Annotated in this window: 10 protein-coding genes and 1 pseudogene; 2 read left to right on the forward strand and 9 right to left on the reverse strand. The window is 39.9% G+C overall.

Translation table 11 applies throughout. The features are described from left to right. Window positions 1-135: 135 nt before the first annotated feature. The 8 genes from tsf to uvrA form a co-directional block, all read right to left on the reverse strand. The gene (gene tsf / locus HXT50_RS01920; RefSeq protein ID WP_004106601.1) at window positions 136-987 is read right to left on the reverse strand and encodes a translation elongation factor Ts; all 852 of its coding nucleotides are present in this window, start codon (window positions 985-987) and stop codon (window positions 136-138) included. Between the two features lie 100 nt (window positions 988-1,087). Further along, window positions 1,088-1,906 (reverse strand): 30S ribosomal protein S2, encoded by an 819-nt coding sequence (gene rpsB, locus HXT50_RS01925; RefSeq protein WP_004574276.1) that lies wholly within the window; start codon window positions 1,904-1,906, stop codon window positions 1,088-1,090. Between the two features lie 309 nt (window positions 1,907-2,215). Next, window positions 2,216-2,704 carry a peptide deformylase gene (locus HXT50_RS01930; RefSeq protein ID WP_004106598.1) on the reverse strand — a complete coding sequence of 163 codons (489 nt, stop codon included), beginning with the start codon at window positions 2,702-2,704 and terminating at the stop codon, window positions 2,216-2,218. 64 nt (window positions 2,705-2,768) lie between these two features. Then, complete coding sequence (locus HXT50_RS01935) at window positions 2,769-4,808, reverse strand: AMP-dependent synthetase/ligase (protein ID WP_004106596.1); 2,040 nt, start codon at window positions 4,806-4,808, stop codon at window positions 2,769-2,771. 287 nt (window positions 4,809-5,095) lie between these two features. Next, on the reverse strand, window positions 5,096-5,686 hold the full coding sequence (locus HXT50_RS01940; protein ID WP_004106594.1) for a hypothetical protein: 591 nt from the start codon (window positions 5,684-5,686) through the stop codon (window positions 5,096-5,098). A 366-nt stretch (window positions 5,687-6,052) separates the two neighbouring features. Further along, window positions 6,053-7,183 (reverse strand): GuaB3 family IMP dehydrogenase-related protein, encoded by a 1,131-nt coding sequence (locus tag HXT50_RS01945; RefSeq protein ID WP_004106592.1) that lies wholly within the window; start codon window positions 7,181-7,183, stop codon window positions 6,053-6,055. Window positions 7,184-7,250: 67 nt separating this feature from the next. After that, complete coding sequence (uvrC, locus tag HXT50_RS01950; protein WP_421776962.1) at window positions 7,251-9,593, reverse strand: excinuclease ABC subunit UvrC; 2,343 nt, start codon at window positions 9,591-9,593, stop codon at window positions 7,251-7,253. Between the two features lie 102 nt (window positions 9,594-9,695). After that, a complete protein-coding gene (gene uvrA / locus HXT50_RS01955; protein WP_421777141.1) occupies window positions 9,696-12,587 on the reverse strand; it encodes an excinuclease ABC subunit UvrA in 2,892 nt (963 codons plus the stop codon). Between the two features lie 284 nt (window positions 12,588-12,871). On the opposite strand from uvrA, the gene HXT50_RS01960 reads away from it, so the two are divergent. Continuing rightward, a complete protein-coding gene (locus tag HXT50_RS01960; RefSeq protein ID WP_012914200.1) occupies window positions 12,872-14,473 on the forward strand; it encodes an ABC-F family ATP-binding cassette domain-containing protein in 1,602 nt (533 codons plus the stop codon). A 46-nt stretch (window positions 14,474-14,519) separates the two neighbouring features. Beyond that, a pseudogene (locus HXT50_RS01965) lies at window positions 14,520-16,737 on the forward strand (beta-carotene 15,15'-monooxygenase). Between the two features lie 19 nt (window positions 16,738-16,756). Here HXT50_RS01965 and HXT50_RS01970 read toward each other — a convergent pair. Next, entirely contained in the window at window positions 16,757-17,944 is a 1,188-nt protein-coding gene (locus HXT50_RS01970) for a pyridoxal phosphate-dependent aminotransferase (protein WP_415688495.1), read from the reverse strand. Window positions 17,945-18,020: the final 76 nt, after the last annotated feature.

Consider the following 18,020-nt stretch of genomic DNA (forward strand, 5'->3'; position numbering starts at 1 on the left):
TGTCAGTTTATCTATCAATAACGACACTCAAAACGCACGTTAAGCTGGAAAATGAATATAAAAAATGGGTTGCGCACAACTTGTGCACGCAACCCTATATACAAGAACAAAAATAAATTCTTATATAATTAGTGCTTATTCAGCAGCACCTTTGCCAACCTCAACGCGAGCAAAGGCAAGAGCGGTGCCGCCAACTTCCTTGAACAAGTCACCAACGCTCTTGGATGGATCCTTAACGTATGCCTGCTCGAGAAGTACAGTTTCCTTGAAGAAAGCGTTCATACGTCCTTCAACAATCTTTGGAACAATCTTCTCTGGCTTGCCTTCAGCCAAGGACTTCTCGGTTGCAACGCGACGCTCAGATTCCAAAACTTCTTCTGGAACATCTTCGCGGCGAAGCCACTGCGCACCCATAGCGGAAATCTGCAAAGCAGCTTCGTGAGCAACCTTTGCACCAGCCTCGTCAGTAGCAATCATGGAAACGATGCTTGGAGGCAATTCCACAGACTTCTTGTGAGCATAAATCTCAACGTGTGGACCGCTTACCTTAGCAACCTGACCAACCTTGACGTGCTCGCCAAACAAAGCTGCTGCTTCTTCAACAGATTCCTTAACAGTTGCGCCATCAGCTGGTGCTGCAAGTACTTCTTCAGCAGTAGAAGCATTAGCTTCAACAGCATGGTCAAGAACAGTGTTTGAGAATTCCACAAACTTTGGTGTCTTTGCCACAAAGTCAGTTTCAGAATTCAACTCAACTGCGTAACCAGTTTCGCCTTCAGCAGACTTAACAACCTTAGAAGCGATGGTACCTTCCTGAGCCTTACGACCTTCACGCTTACCAGCTGCCTGAATACCCTTAGCGCGGATGATTTCCTTAGCGCGGGCAACGTCGCCTTCAGCTTCAGTAAGAGCCTTTTTAACGTCCATCATGCCGGCGCCGGTTTCTTCACGCACCTGCTTAATCAACGCTGCAGTAATTGCTGCCATTTTGTTCTCCTCGTATCAATATGATTCTTAAAAGCTGCAAAAAGCAAAATCAATTGGATTTTGCAGCTTCTAGATAAGAATCTGGTTGCAAATTAGCTTATCAGGCATTTGCCTCAGTATTTTCTTCCTTGGCAGGCTTAGCTTCAGCTTCGCCTTCCTTGGTGAGCAATTCCTTCTCCCAAGCTGCCATTGGCTGAGCATCATTACCTTCAGACTTAGCGCCCTTACCGGCATGCTCAAGCAAGCCTTCAGCTACAGCATCAGCCATCAAGCTGGTCAATAACTCAATGCCACGAATAGCATCGTCGTTAGCAGGAATTGGATACTCAACAGACTCAGGATCAGTGTTGGTATCAACAATTGCCACAACTGGAATACCAAGCTTATGGGCTTCTTCAACAGCCAAAGCTTCCTTGTTAATATCAACAACGAACATGGCGGATGGGGTGCGGTTCATGTTGCGAATACCACCGAGCTGCTTGGAAAGCTTGTCCTTCTCGCGCTCGAGAAGCAAAAGTTCCTTCTTAGTCAAGCCGGATCCACGAACATCGCTGAAGTCCATTTCCTCAAGTTCCTTCAAGCGCTTTACGCGAGTAGAAACAGTCTGGAAATTGGTCAACATACCGCCAAGCCAACGCTCGCAAACATAAGGCATGTTTACGCGAGTTGCCTGATTCTGTACAGCTTCCTGAGCCTGCTTCTTAGTGCCCACGAAGAGAACAGTGCCGTTGTGAGCAACAGTCTGCTTGATGAAGTCATAAGCCTTGTCGATCATGTCGAGAGACTTGAACAAATTGATGATATGAATACCATTGCGCTGGGTAAGAATGAACTGCTTCATCTTTGGGTTCCAGCGACGAGTCTGATGACCGAAGTGCAAACCAGCCTTCAGCATTTCGCTCATGGTAATCTGTGCCATATCTATATACCTTTCTTGTCGGTTATTTCCTGGCCATGTCTGTTCGCATGCAACTTGGCTGACACATGCCTAAATCCAAGCCGACCGACACGAACGGACGCGTACATGGCGCGTATTTGCGAATCCGTGTAGACAATAAAAAGCGAGCAATCATATAACGCGGCAATACTCATGCTCAAAATGGACACGCAGAGAGTGATTATATCAGATACTCAATACCAAAAATCGGCATCCTTGTAGCAATAAAAGCAACAAAAATGCCGATAACTTTTAAAAAATTATTTACACATAACGCATAAAAACTAAAACTTAGCTACGCATATTATTGCGCAACTCACGCAACGCTTGACGGCGCACATCCTTTTCAAGCCTATCTAAATAAATATGACCATCTAAATGATCACACTCATGCTGAATCATTCTAGCCATAAGACCTTCACCTTCAAGCACTACAGTCTTACCATCTAAATCAATTCCACGAGCTCTAGCATAATTTGCACGCCTAGTTTTGTACCATAATCCCGGAACAGAAAGGCAACCCTCGTCGTCGTACTGTTCACCTTTTAGCTCTTCAATTACTGGATTTAGAATATAGCCAATTCGACCATTTATATTGTAAGAAAAAGCTCTAAAACTTACACCAATCTGATTAGCAGACAATCCAGCTCTACCTGGATCATTTACCGTTTCCAATAAATCATCAACTAAATGTTTCACAGCTGGCGTAATTTCACGAATCTCATCACAAGGAGTTCGCAATACGGGATCCGGAACAATACGAATTTTTCTAATAGACACTCGATTACTCTTTCTTTTATGTAAGTAGGAATAACGAAAAAACAACTACAAATATGTAAGCTTTTTACTCGACATGTTCATTATGATCACTATGCGATGTCGAAGAGGAATCTGATGAAGATTCTTCACCAAAACGCTTCAAATGATTCGCAGCTTGATCGATAGCTTGACGTACTCGAGGAGTTACAGCTTCCTGAGCTTGCTTAACAGTCTCCTGTGCTTGCTTAACAGTCTCAGTAGTTTTATCGAGAATCTTTACAGTTGCTGGCAAAGGACGAGTATTAGGCTTTGGAGCATACAATTGCGTTTCGATAATATCAGCATAGCGAGCAAGAATCTTCGGACGAACAATCTTCATACTTGGAGTCAAGGTTCCAGCATCTTGAGTAAATTCATCTTGCAAAATAACAAACTTACGAACAGACTCAGCGCGAGAAACAGTACTATTAGCTTGGTCAATAAATTGCTGAATTACTGAACGCACTGCTTCGTTAGTAGCAATCTCACTCATAGTAAGGTTAACATCCATACCCTTATTCTTTAGCCAAGAACGAACCATATCTGGATCAAGCTCAATTAAAGCAGAAACAAATGGCTTACCATCGCCCACTACTACAGCATGAGAAACTAATGGGCATTGAGCAATAATACCTTCCATAGGAGCAGGACTTATATTCTTGCCACCGGCAGTAATAATAATATCTTTTTTGCGACCAGTAATAGACAAGAATCCTTCATCATCTATTGAGCCAAGATCGCCTGAATGCAACCATCCATCTTCGTCAATAACTTCTGCAGTAAGCTCAGGCTTATTGAAATATCCCATAAATACGTTAGGACCTTTAATAAGCACTTCATCGTCGTCAGCAAGACGGATAGCTATACCAGGACCAGGTCGACCTACAGATCCAACTTGATTTGCATGCTCAAAATTAACTACACAAGGAGCGGCAGTTTCAGTCATTCCATACCCTTGAATAAAAGTAATACCATCAAGACCATTAAAGAAATGAGCCAAATCAGCATCCATTGGAGCTCCACCGCAAGCTAACCATGAAAGATTAGGACCTAAAGCTGAACGAATAGAAGAACCAACTGTTTTCATGTACATCGCATGATTCATGCGTGCAGCAAGAGAATGAGTTTTACCTTCAACATTGTCGCGAGACCATTGAATGAAATGCTTTACAGCTTTAGCAAAGATACGACCCTTTATGCCAGCACCAGCTTTTTGTGACGCAGCATTATAAACTTTTTCAAAAACTCTAGGCACGCCAAGTAAATACGTAGGCTTAAAACTACGTAAATCAGCCAAAAGATGCTTAGCATTAGGCACATATCCAATAACACCGTGAGCACCAATAGCAACATATTGAATGTACCGAGCAAAACAATGCGCCAATGGAAGGAATAAAAGCAAACGATTTGGTTTGCATAACATATCGTTAAGAACATCGTAACCAGCAAAAACAATATGCGTAAAATTACGATTTGAAAGCATTGCGCCTTTAGGTCTACCAGTCGAGCCAGAGGTGTAAACAATAGTAGCTAAATCATCTGCCTTAACAACATCAACAGCTTTATTAAGCTCATCCTCAGTAATAGATCTACCAAAATCAACAACTGCTTCCAAGCCACCAGCTTTGAAATTAAATACGGTTTTCAAAGTTATATGTTTATGATCCTGACGAACACGCTCTAAGCATTGAGCATGCGCATCGTCTCCAGCAAAAGCAATAACTGGCTTAACTTCATCGATAATGTCAGCTGCCTGCAATGCTGAATCTGTTTCATAAATAGGAACGCTTACAGCACCAATACATGCACAAGCAAAATCGACAATACCCCACTCATAACATGTAGCAGAGTAAATAACAACTTTGGAGCCATGCTGAACTCCGAGTGCTATTAAGCCTCGAGCTACTGCACGAACTTTCGCGAGCATTTCAGATGAAGTAACATCATGCCAACGACGAGTTTCATCGTCTTGCCATTGAGCAACCAAATCTTGTGGGCTACGCATAGCACGATTGGCGAGTAAGGAATAAATGGTATCACCGTCTTGAGTTGGGTGAATGGCTTCTACAGCAAATTCTCGGAGCATATTATTTATTGTACTTGATAACAGAATCGACACGACTGCACGAAGTACAAAAAATAATACTTAATATTGTCATTTACAAACAAACACTGGGAAAAAACTTAGATTCTACAAGTCGTACAAGTTAGAATGTTTAATCTTACAAAAGTGAACCCCTTTATTGCTAAAATTGTTGAAAAATCAGCAAATCAAGCAATAAGGGGCTCATATTTATTTGAATATATGTACATAAGTCTTCAAACGCATTATCATAGATGTCTTATTTCAGCTACCTACTATAAGCGACGATTTTATCCTAGATCTGCATACGTGCAAATCCAACGATTATTTTTCAATTCCAAAGATAACGACGCCCAGTATTTCACAGGTCCTGCACAAATGCGCACAACACCTTCAAAATGATTCGGGCTGACTAACATTCCATTAAACAAACTCGGAACTGCAGGAAAACTACGCACAGCAGAGCGAGTTTCCGAATCGTTATTATCAGTGAAATACTCATCCATCAGTTTCCACATGTTAGTTAATTTAGTAATACAACTTTTTGTTAAAAGCTGCGACATTGCTGGAGAAATAGGCCTACCTCTCGAAATATCTGCAGCTATGCAAGCAATTTGACAAGTTTTTAAAGCTAAATTAACAAAAGCCTGCTCATCTCTACTGTCGAAATAACACATTCCAACATGGTATTTCAAGCATTCACGCGAAAAACCAACACTAACTTCACCCTCATATACAGGCAAGCTAATACGAGGTCTACAGAAAACATGTGGAGGATCCTCGTCATTGTTTTTCTTAGTCTTTGAGGACTTATCTTTCAGCTCATCATCACTGTAATCGTTATCTTCCATGCCATAGGCATCAGCAAAATCTATCTTCATGTTTCTCTCCTGTTTTAACAATTATTTAAAACTGTTGTTATTTAAAACTTGTTAAGCTTATATTTCTACAAACTAAACGAGTTTAGATAAAAGCTTACAACGTAATTTTTCTCTAACTGCGTAATTAATAAAAATGTGGATAAATTACAAAATATTCGTCGTTTTTATTGAAAATAAACGATTTTATGCGTGTTGAATTATACACATTACGGTTTAAAAGAATAGCAAATATAGCTAAAAAATCATATTTATGCATAAATCAATAGAATGTTCATATAGATATAACAATTTTGAAAACAAAAATGGCGGCTCAGAGCAAATTACTGAACCGCCATATTTTATGCAATAAGCATCATACTTATAACACTAACGAATATCCTGATGGAATGGGTTAAATACTACGTTGCAACGCTGGAAGCTCTTAACATCAACATAACCTGTAGAAGCCATTGTTCTGCGCAATGCACCAACAAAGTTTGTAGTACCATCTGCTTCATGACTTGGACCGAAAAGAATATTTTCTAACGGAGCCACAGTGCCAACATTTGAGCGCATGCCACGAGGAAGTGATGAATGGCGAGCCTCAGCACCCCAATGAGTGCCATGACCAGGAGCCTCAGTTGCGCGAGCTAATGGAGTACCAAGCATAACTGCGTCAGCTCCAACTGCAAGAGCCTTAATAAAGCTGCCGGAATTACCCATTCCTCCATCAGCAATAATTTGCACGTAACGACCGCCGGATTCATCCATATAATCCCTACGAGCTTCAGCAACATCCGCAATGGCAGTAGCCATAGGTGCTTGCACACCTAAAGTATTCATTGTTGCGGATACTGCTCCGCCGCCAAATCCGACTAAAATACCTGCAGCTCCAGTTCTCATCAAATGAAGAGCAGAAGTATAATCCGCGCAACCTCCAACAATAACAGGGACATCGAGATCGTAAATAAACTTCTTTAAATCAAGAGGTTCATGATCTTTAGAAACATGTTCCGCAGATACTGCTGTTCCGCGAATCACAAATAAATCAACACCAGCTTCTAGCACAGTGTTATATAATTCTTGCGTGCGTTGTGGAGAAAGAGCTCCTGCTACTGTCACTCCAGCATCTCTGATTGTATGCAAACGCTTTGCAATCAATTCTGGTTTGATTGGCTCAGTATAAATCTCCTGAATGCGGCGGGTTGCAATATTTGACGGCATCTCAGCTATTTCTTTTAACAAAGGTTCTGGATTCTCATATCGAGTCCATAAACCTTCTAGATCAAGAACTCCAAGACCACCCATTTGACCAATTGCAATCGCAGTATCCGGGCTAGTAACAGAATCCATCGGAGCAGCAATAATTGGGATATCAAACGTGTAAGCATCTACTTGCCATGAAGTAGATACAGCTTGAGGATCACGCGAGCGGCGCGAAGGAACAATAGCAATATCGTCAAGCGAATATGCAACTCGGGCTTTTTTGCCCAAACCAATTTCAATTTCCTGAGACATACTTCTTAGGCTAGTGCCTTATGCTGACGAGTTACGACTCATAGTAAGACTTATAGTAATTCAAAAGCTATTTATCATTATTTTTACACAAAGCACTGTATATAGCTTTTGCTTTATTCTCGCCAATTCCAGGTACTTTTTGCAAATCTTCTAATGAAGCATTTTTCAAAGATTTTATTGAACCAAAAGATGCAAGCAAACGCTTGCGATACACTGCTCCAATTCCAGGAATTGCATCAAAAGTAGAATGCAATGAACCTTTTCTTCGCAATTTACGATGATACGAAATAGCAAAACGATGAGACTCGTCTCTAGCACGCTGCAATAAATACAATCCTTCTGAGCTTCTCTTAAAAATGATTGGATAATCTTCGTCAGGAAGCCACACTTCTTCAAGCTTCTTAGCTAAACCACAAACAGTAATATCACTTACGCCAGCATCTCTCATAGCTCTTTTAGCAGCTTTTGCTTGTTCTTTTCCTCCATCGACAATAATTAATTGAGGTTTATAAGCAAAATGCCGCGCACTAGTCAATGAATTACCTGAAAAATGCTTATTAGAAATACTGTTAGCATCGCAAATATTAATATCAGATGAGTCAGATGTATCTGATGTATCTGATGAATCTGATGCATCAAGCCTATTTTCTGCATAAACATCTTTATGCTTAAACCTTCGCAATAATGTTTCATAAACAGCACTTAAATCATCTATTTTACCATCACCATGTTCACCTCGAACCGCAAAATGACGGTACTCACTAGGACGAGCAACACCATCTTCAAAAACAACCATAGAAGCAACTTGATAACTGCCATCAACTGTATTTGAGATATCATAACATTCAATTCGCAAAGGAGATTTACTCATTCCAAGCGCTTTTGCTATTTCGTTCATAGCTTCTGTTCTCATATCTATGCTGTTAATACGGCTAGATTTTATTCGTTTCAATTCCTGACTAGCATTATCGTTTGCACGATCCATAAGAGCACGTTTTTCTCCGCGCTCTGCAACTCTAATACTTACTTGAGAACCACGAATATTGCTAAGCCACAATTCAAGCTCTTGCTTACGTTCATCAGAAATTTTAATTGGAACTATAATCTCACGAGGAACAGGCGAAATAGGAGCAAGTAAATCCTCACGACCTGTTCTCTCTTGACGTTCACGACGAGTTTTAGTAGCTTGCGCTCGCAATATTACATCAGTTGCAGTAGCTTGCTGCGTAGAGCTAACAGCGTCGCGAACTTTCTTAATGCTAATAGTATCTTCATGGTTTTGTGTGTAATTTTGCTCATATTCTGCGTATACGCGAGTTAATAAATCAGCTATAAGATCACTGTCACTGATATGCTCATTTCGTTCTACCGACCAATTTTTCTCTCCACGAATCATTCCAGCTCTGACAAAAAATACATGAATTGACGCTTCAAGCTCATCTCCGCAGAATCCAAAAACATCTGCTTCTACATCATTGTCAAACACAACTGCATTTTGTTGCAAAATAGTGTTCAAAACAGCAATTTCGTCACGCAATTTAGCTGCACGCTCAAATTCTAGCTCTTCACTTGCTTCTTTCATCTCATTCTTAATTTGTGAAATATAAGACTCTCCAACACTGCCTGTAAGTATGCCAACTACATGTTCTACCATCTTGCGATGTTCGCTAGGATCTATGTTTCCTATACAAGGAGCTGAACATTTACCAATCGAAGCAAATAAGCAAGGTCTACCAGTCCTATGAGCTTTGCTAAAAACAGAGGATGAGCATGTGCGAATAGGAAAAGTTTTAAGTAAAGAATCTAAACTATGACGAAGAGGCCACACTTTTGCATACGGACCAAAATATCTAGCATGCCGCGCACTACGATTTCTAGTAATCCATACTCTTGGAAAAGTTTCCTCTAGCGAAACTGCAACATAAGGATATGTTTTATCGTCACGAAAAACTACATTAAACCTAGGATTAAAAGCTTTAATCCAAGTATATTCAAGTGTAAGAGCCTCAAATTCAGTGCTTACAACAGTCCATTCCAAACTGCGAGCTGTAAGAACCATAGATTGAGTTCTAGGATGAAGTTGGTAAAGAGGTTGAAAATAATTCGCTAAACGATTGCGTAAATTTTTTGCTTTTCCAACGTAAATAACTCGCCCCTCGCCATCACGCCACTTGTATACTCCAGGTTGCGCTGGAATATCACGAGAAGCTGGACGGAATAAATCACGGGTATCACCAAGCAATGGAGCTCCTAATGCATTTACTCTTTCATCATCAAATGATGAATCTTTCGAAAACTGTTCATCTATTATTGCTTGCGTTTTACGCCATTTTTCACTATCTCTCATCCTATTTTCTTCTTGCAAATCATATGCTTTATAAGAATTTTTATTAAGATCATTATCTTTCATTTTCACCTCCTTTCCTAAACAAGATTTATGCAACTATTCATAAGATTTGTCGAGTAAATTTCTCAGTTCAGCAAATTACAGATCGGTAACTTTTTTGAACGCTTAATGTAACATTTGCTTAAGGAATTTACCTGTCCAACTCTCGCCATTACGCGCTACGCTCTCAGGACTACCTTCTGCAACTAAGGTTCCGCCTTTATCTCCTCCTTCTGGACCTAAATCAATAATCCAATCTGCAGATTTCACAACATCAAGATTATGTTCAATTACAATAACACTGTTGCCTTTATCTACAAGAGATTGCAAAACCGCTAGAAGTTTCCTAACATCTTCAAAATGCAGTCCAGTAGTAGGTTCATCAAGAATATAAACTGTTTTACCAGTAGATCTTCTCTGCAGCTCTGTAGCAAGCTTTACTCGTTGAGACTCACCGCCAGAAAGCGTTGTTGCGCTTTGACCAAGACGAATATAGCCCAAGCCAACTTTTACTAAAGTATCTAAATATCGAGAAATAGAAGGATATGCTTTGAAAAATATTGCAGCTTCACAAATAGGCATATTAAGAACATCTGCAACAGACTTTCCGTTATATGTAACTTCCAAAGTTTCACGGTTATAACGTTTACCATGACAAACTTCACACTCTACGTATACGTCAGGCAAAAAGTTCATTTCTATTTTTAAAGTACCGTCGCCATGGCATGCTTCACATCTGCCTCCTTTAACATTAAACGAGAAGCGACCAGGACCATAGCCACGAACTTTTGCTTCTGGAGTCTGAGCAAACAATGAACGTATTTTATCCCAAACACCAGTGTAAGTTGCTGGATTAGAACGAGGAGTTCTTCCTATAGGATTCTGATCGACATGCACTACTTTGTCACAAAGCTCAATACCATCAATACGTTTGTGCTTTCCTGGAACAATTCGAGCACCATTTAGTTTGTCTGCAAGAACAGGATATAAAATTGAGTTTATAAGTGTTGATTTACCAGATCCAGATACACCCGTTATGCATGTGAATACTCCCAAAGGTATGCTTACATCAATATTTTTTAAATTATGCTCATGGGCATTAATTATATGGAGCATACGATTTTCGTCTACACTACGACGTTGTTTTGGCACATCTATTGAGCGTCTGTGAGCAATATAATCTCCAGTAATTGAACGCTGAGCTTTAATAATTCCATCAGACGGACCTGAATATACTACTTCTCCTCCATGCTCGCCAGCTTCTGGACCAATATCAACAAGCCAATCGGACTGACGAATAGTATCTTCATCATGCTCGACAACAATAAGCGTATTACCAAGATTTCGCAGATGATGCAATGTTGCAATCAAACGCTCATTATCTCTTTGATGCAATCCAATAGACGGCTCATCAAGCACGTACATAACACCAACTAAACCTGATCCAATTTGAGTAGCTAAACGAATACGTTGAGCCTCTCCACCAGACAAAGTTTTTGCAGCTCTTGAAAGAGTGAGATAGCTTAAACCCACATCGTTCAAAAAACCAAGTCGAGCACGAATCTCTTTTAATATTTCTGTTGCAATTACTGCTTGAGAACCATCCAAATGCAAAGCATTTACCCATGCTAGACTTCGCTCTACTGGCATATCGCAAACTTCAGCTATGGAAGTATTAGATACTGTAACTGCAAGAACTTCTGGACGTAAACGCTTTCCAATACATTTTTGGCATGGAACTTCACGCATATACGACTCATAATATTGACGCATTTGATCAGAATCAGTTTCGTCATGTTTGCGCATAAGCGTACGAACTACACCTTCAAAGCCAGTAGAATATTCACGCTGACGCCCCCACCTATTTGTGTAGGAAACTTGAACTGTGAAATCATGACCATACATGATGTCATGTTTAACGTCTTCCGCTAGATCCTTCCACGGAGTATTCATATCAAAATGCAAATCTTTAGCAAGTCCTGAAAGTATGTGCTGATAATACATTCCAGCTGACTTATTCATTGCCCACGGCTCAATAGCTCCCTGCGCAAGAGATTTGTCTGGGTCTGGGATAACAAGTTCAGGATCAATTTCGAGATTGTATCCAATGCCAGAACATTCAGAGCAAGCACCATAAGGAGCATTGAATGAAAATGTTCTAGGCTCAATCTCATCAAGCTCTAATTGATGATTATTTGGGCATGCGCGATGCTCCGAAAATGATTTACGACGCGTTTGTGAGTCTTCTGGTTCGTCAACAAAATCAGCAATTACTACTCCCTTAGATAGTTTTAATGCTGTTTCAATCGAATCAGTTAATCGAACACGAATGCCATCTTTAATAACTAAACGATCTACTACTACTTCAATTGTATGTTTCTTCTGTTTAGTAAGAGTAATATCTTCAGAAAGCTCATGCATTTGTCCGTCAATAATCGCACGAGCATAACCATCTGAGCGCAAAAGCTCAAGCGTGTCTTTAAATTCTCCTTTACGACCACGAACTACTGGAGCAAGAATTTGTAACCTCGTACGTTCTGGCATAGCAAGCAACGAATCAGTCATTTGCTGAGGAGTTTGAGAGCTTACTATTTGACCACATTCAGGACAGTGAGGCACACCAATCCTAGCAAACAATAATCGCAAATAATCATATATTTCTGTAATAGTTCCAACAGTAGAACGAGGATTACGATTCGTAGTTTTTTGATCAATAGAAACAGCAGGACTTAGGCCCTCAATAAAATCAACATCAGGCTTATCCATACGTCCTAAAAATTGGCGAGCATAAGCACTAAGCGACTCAACATAGCGTCGCTGACCTTCTGCAAAAAGCGTATCAAACGCAAGCGAGGACTTACCAGATCCAGAAAGACCAGTAAAAACAACCATACGATTCCTAGGAATCGATAAACTTACATTTTTTAGATTATGCTCTCTAGCACCCTGGATAGTTATTTTCCATTCAGAAGGAATACTAGATAAATCAGCTATAAAAGTACCGTTGTTAGCGCTCATAGGAGCATTATCAAGCAATTCTTGCAACGAGTCATTTTGTTCATTCGCCTGTTTTGACACAATTACCTCCACACTTCCCCATAATCACTTGAATATTCCCAACCAATACCCAATTTTATTACTAACAAGAAAATTATAGAACAAGTGTTCGAAAAAGTAAAGTATTTGACTATCAACCACATGCTGTATTCGTTACCAGTAAGCAGTATAATGGTGAGTTTGGTTATGACTTTTATAAGTAATAAATACTAACAGCCTAAATTTTGGGGAACGGAACAGACATTATGCCTATTGACGCACAAGCTTTAACCATTCAGATTGGTGCGCGAACGCTGTTAAATCCTACCGATTTTCACGTCACAAAGGGAGATAAGATCGGTTTAGTCGGCAGAAACGGCGCAGGCAAAACTACGCTTACTCGCGTTATTACAGGAGACATGCTGCCAGCAGGAGGCTCGGTTAGAGTTAGTGGAGGTTTAGGCTACTTACCTCAAGACACGCACGCAGCAGACCCAGAGCAAAGTGTTATAGATCGCATTATGAGTGCTCGAGATATTGCTTCTATCGTTTCGCGTATTCGCAAAGCGGAAAAAGAAATGACAGATCCAGATCCAGACATAATGACTAAAGCTATGAACCGCTACGACAAAGCAATGCAAGATTTTGAAAAAGCAGGCGGTTATTCAGTGCAATCTGAAGCAATATCGATGGCAACAAGCTTGGGACTTCCACAAGAAGTTATGCAACAAGCTTTAGGAACACTTTCAGGTGGTCAACGTCGCCGCATAGAACTTGCTAGAATTCTGTTTTCTGACGCAGATACATTAATTCTCGATGAGCCTACAAACCACTTAGACGCAGACTCAATAATATGGTTGCGCAATTATCTTAAACGATTTGAAGGCGGATTCCTAGTAATTTCTCACTCCACAGAATTACTAGACGAAGTAGTCAACAAAGTATGGCATTTAGATGCGCAACTTGCAAAAATAGACATGTACTCAATGGGTTGGAAAGCATACTTGCATCAGCGCGTAGTAGACGAAGAAAGACGTCGTCGCGAACGAGAAGTTGCAGAAAAGAAAGCTGAACGCCTTATGAAACAAGGCATTCGCTTGCATGCTAAAGCTACAAAAGCAGTTGCTGCTCAAAACATGATGCGAAGAGCTGAACGCCTATTAAGCGAAACAAGTGAAGCTCAAAAACAAGAAAAAGTTGCAGATATTCGTTTTCCAGAACCAGCTGCATGCGGAAAAACTCCAATTATGGCAAAAGATATTTCCAAAGCGTATGGTTCTAATATTGTTTTCGCTGGAATTAATCTTGCTATAGACAAAGGTTCACGCGTTGTCATTCTAGGCTATAACGGTGCTGGAAAAACAACAACATTACGCATTTTGGCAGGAGAAGAAACAGCAGATACTGGTGAAGTTCAATACGGACACGGATGCAAAATCGGTTATTTTGCACAGGAACACGATACATTAGACTTGGATTCTACAGTTTTGGAAAACCTTCAGCATGTTGCACCAAACCTGGATGACACGCAAGCACGTTCTATGCTTGGCAGCTTCCTGTTTTCCGGCGACGACGCAATGAAGCCTGCAAGAGTGCTTTCAGGTGGCGAAAAAACGCGTCTAGCACTTGCAACACTAGTCACTTCCAAGGCCAATGTGCTACTACTAGACGAACCTACTAACAACTTAGACCCAGCATCTCGAGATGAAATACTTAAAGCTATTGCAAAGTATGAGGGAGCAATTGTTCTTGTTACACACGATGAGGGTGCAGTTCAAGCCTTACAACCTGAGCGAGTGCTACTCATGCCTGATGGCGACGAAGACTTGTGGAATGACGAATATCTCGATTTAGTTGCCGAAGAGTAAAATGTTGAACTGAATTACTTGAATTGTGCAATAGAATGGTTAAGCAGTGATTTCAACGTACGCGTCTAAGACTTTGCCAAATACGGCAAATAGTGACAACAGTCGTATAAGCAATCAAATTGACAAACATTGCATAAAATGTACGCTACATTTTTTGCGAATACCATTCATCGTAATAATTCTTATAACCTTATTTGAATGTTCTATTGGAAATCTGCCATTTTGGAGTAGTGTTACAGGAAGCACAGATAGCATTTCTGCACACAACGATATAGGTTCTGGAATTAGACGCTTAGCTTCCGGCGGCATTCTTATAACGGATCCTTCAGAAGCATATTTAGAAGTAACATCCGATGGAAGTTCGCCTTATATTCGCTTAGAGCCTGCGATTATTAAAAAGAAAAGCAAAAATAATAATCTTATTTCAAACATCAATGTTTTAGTTGAAGCAAACAAATACTTAAGCAAACCTCAAAGCACAAACACTGCTTCTCTAAACCCATCTTTGCTTAAACTTCCAAAACAAGCAGTAGGAAAATCTTGCATTGTTAGAGTGTGGCTGCAACATCCAATAGGATCAATATTGAATATTGAAGACTCAAGAGCAAACGTTCGAGTGCCTTTTAGGTGGTCATGGGGTCGCGTATTAATACTTGCTATTTTTGCATTTCTTGTTACGCTTTGGAATCCTTGGTCCAAGCTTTGGAAAATTAAACTCAACACTCATAGTCTTATTCAACGTTGCTGCTTTGCTGCTTCTCTTCTTCCATTTATTGCTGTTGGGTTAATAACTATTTTTTGGAATTTACGAAACGCAACTCCTATGCATTTTTACACAAACGGTAATTATGCATATGATTTTGATCAATATGCCCACACTGCAGACGCATTGTTAAAAGGTCAGGTGCATTTAAATCTTCCTGTTCCTAATGAGTTAGAACACTTGCAAAATCCTTACGACCCTACGGCTAGAAATAATTTGTTAAACCACTCAGTACAACATATGTATTGGGATTACGCATACTACAAAGGTCACTGGTATTCCTACTTCGGAGTTCTTCCAGCAATATTGCTATTTTTGCCTTATCGCATTATTTCAAGACTATGGACTCCTGAAGGCTCTATGCTTCCAACAACAGTAGCTACGATAATATTCTTAATTGGTTTTCTTATCGCAGGCTCCCTATTGGTTATTCGAATTATTGAGCAGACTTCAAAAAAAGTATCTTTAGGAACGACATCCATTGTTCTTGCTTTATTCTTCATTACTTCAAATACAGTGTATTTGTGGTTTAGAACGTCATTTTATTCCGTACCTATGGCAGCCTCACTTTTCTTCACATCTCTTGGATTGTGGTGCTACCTAGGTTTTAATAAAAACACACTCTTTGCTAAATATTGTTTTAGGTTCTTTCTTTATTGCATTAAATTTAGGATGTAGACCTACTTTTTCTATAGCTGTTCTTTTTGCACTTCCTGCAATTTATTCGCATATAGAAAAAGATTTACCAAATATTTTGCGCAACTGGAAAAAAGTTTCTTCATGGCATAAGCCTTTTAAATATTTTGCAGCTTGGATACTGCCATGCGTAATTACTGCAATTCCATTTGGCGTTTATAATCTTTTGCGCTTTGGCTCACCGTTAAATTTTGGCAATGAGTATCAAATAACTATTACTGACATGACGACTATGCGTTTGCCGTCACAAAATATTTTGCCGTCTATTTTCAGCTATATTGCGCTACCTTTGCGTTTTATTCCAACTTTTCCTTGGATTGGTATTCAGCCTATTGCATTTGACCGTTGGCAATATGCAGAGCCTATGATTGGCGGAATGTTTACACTTTCACCATTGGCATTAGTTGGCATAATATGCGTATTTATTATGAAAAAACGCTGCCGCACGCATATTGCTTGGCAAACAAGCGTAATAGCTATAATAGTTGGGCTTGTTCTTATTGTTTTTGACAGCTTAAAAGCTGGTATCGGATGGAGATATATTGCTGATTTTGCGTGGTCTTTTGCTATAGCTGCCGCAATTGGAATTAGCTTGCTTTTAGAATATGCATCCACTTTGCAATCAGAAAATTCTTTACATAAAAAAACTATTGCTTACACAATACGCTTACTTGTAGCAGTATTGCTATTTGCTTCTATTTCTATCGCTGTACTCAGTTGGTTTGTTACAGGACGTGAAGACAGCACGCTTCGTTTTAACCCAAACTTATGGTTCGCGTTTAGAAGTTGGATGACATTGTTTTAAATAATTATTTATATAATTACTATTCTTCTAACAATGCATCTACAGTTCGAAGAAGCGCATGCAATCCGCTAATAAACTGCTGCGGCTCTGGCAATAATGACAATGCTAAATACCCATTAACTGGCATATCGAAATAATATCCAGGTTGAGAAACTAAATTATAATCTTTCATCAATCTCAAAGCTAATACATCATCGTCAATGCAAGATGGTACACGCAATAAAATATTCCATCCGCCCTCCGCACGCAACGCGCTAACACAGCATTTAGGCGTGGATGCCAACGTTTCTCGAAGCGTATGCAGATTATTAATAATACGATTTCGTACAATAACGTTTTGAGAAGATGCATATTGCAATAATTCTGGTATTCGCTCAGAAACAGTATTACCAATAGGCAAAAAATCATCCGCTATAACGTCAAGCCTTTTTTGTGCTTCATAAACATCATCTTTAGGACCTGAAACTTCAATCCAACCAACTTTTGCGTGAGGAGCAGCAAGCATTTTGGAGAATCCATCAAGCGCAAAAACTAAAGTAGAAGATTCTCCAGCAAGACGAGCATTTCCAGCAAAAGGTTCAAGCGAATATTCATAAAATACTTCGTCTGCAATAATCGCAACACCATTATCACGACATAATTGCAATAGTATTCCACGTTCTTCAGGCTTGACATATGAGCCTGTAGGATTATTTGGATTAATAAGCACAAGAGCTTTAATACGCAAAGACACATCTTCTAAAAGTTCTCTAACACGCGCAATATCAATAGTCCAAGAACCATCATAGTGCAAAGGATACGGTATTGCATTCACGCATTGCAAGCGCGCAATAGACTCTATAAGAGGATATCCAGGAGTCGGTCCCATAACGGCATCCCCTGCATCACATAAAAGCATCATAAGCCATGCGTAAGCTTGAGAAGTTGAAGAAAGCACATAAAGCTGATCTGGATTAAGCTTTGATGGAACAGACTTTTCAGTGCGGTTATCTCGCTTATTGATAAAGTTTGAAAGAATATCGCGAATTTCCTTAGGACCCCTAGGGTCTGCCGTGTAACGTCCACTTAAACATTTAGGCGCTAAGCCGTGAGACGTTGGATTGGAATCGTTTAATTTAGTAAGCTTTACACCATTAAAAATAGCTTTTCGCTGAGCTAAAATAATAGGATTTGGCTCACTCACATCTATTCTAGAAGAAAATCGCACGAAACTACCCTAACACTTGGCATAACAAAAGCTGGGCTGCAGCATAAACTGCTCACCCAGCTCAATAGATAACAAA

Origin of the sequence: Gardnerella sp. KA00243, assembly GCF_049244105.1 — a bacterium.
Classification (GTDB): Bacteria; Actinomycetota; Actinomycetes; order Actinomycetales; family Bifidobacteriaceae; genus Bifidobacterium; species Bifidobacterium leopoldii.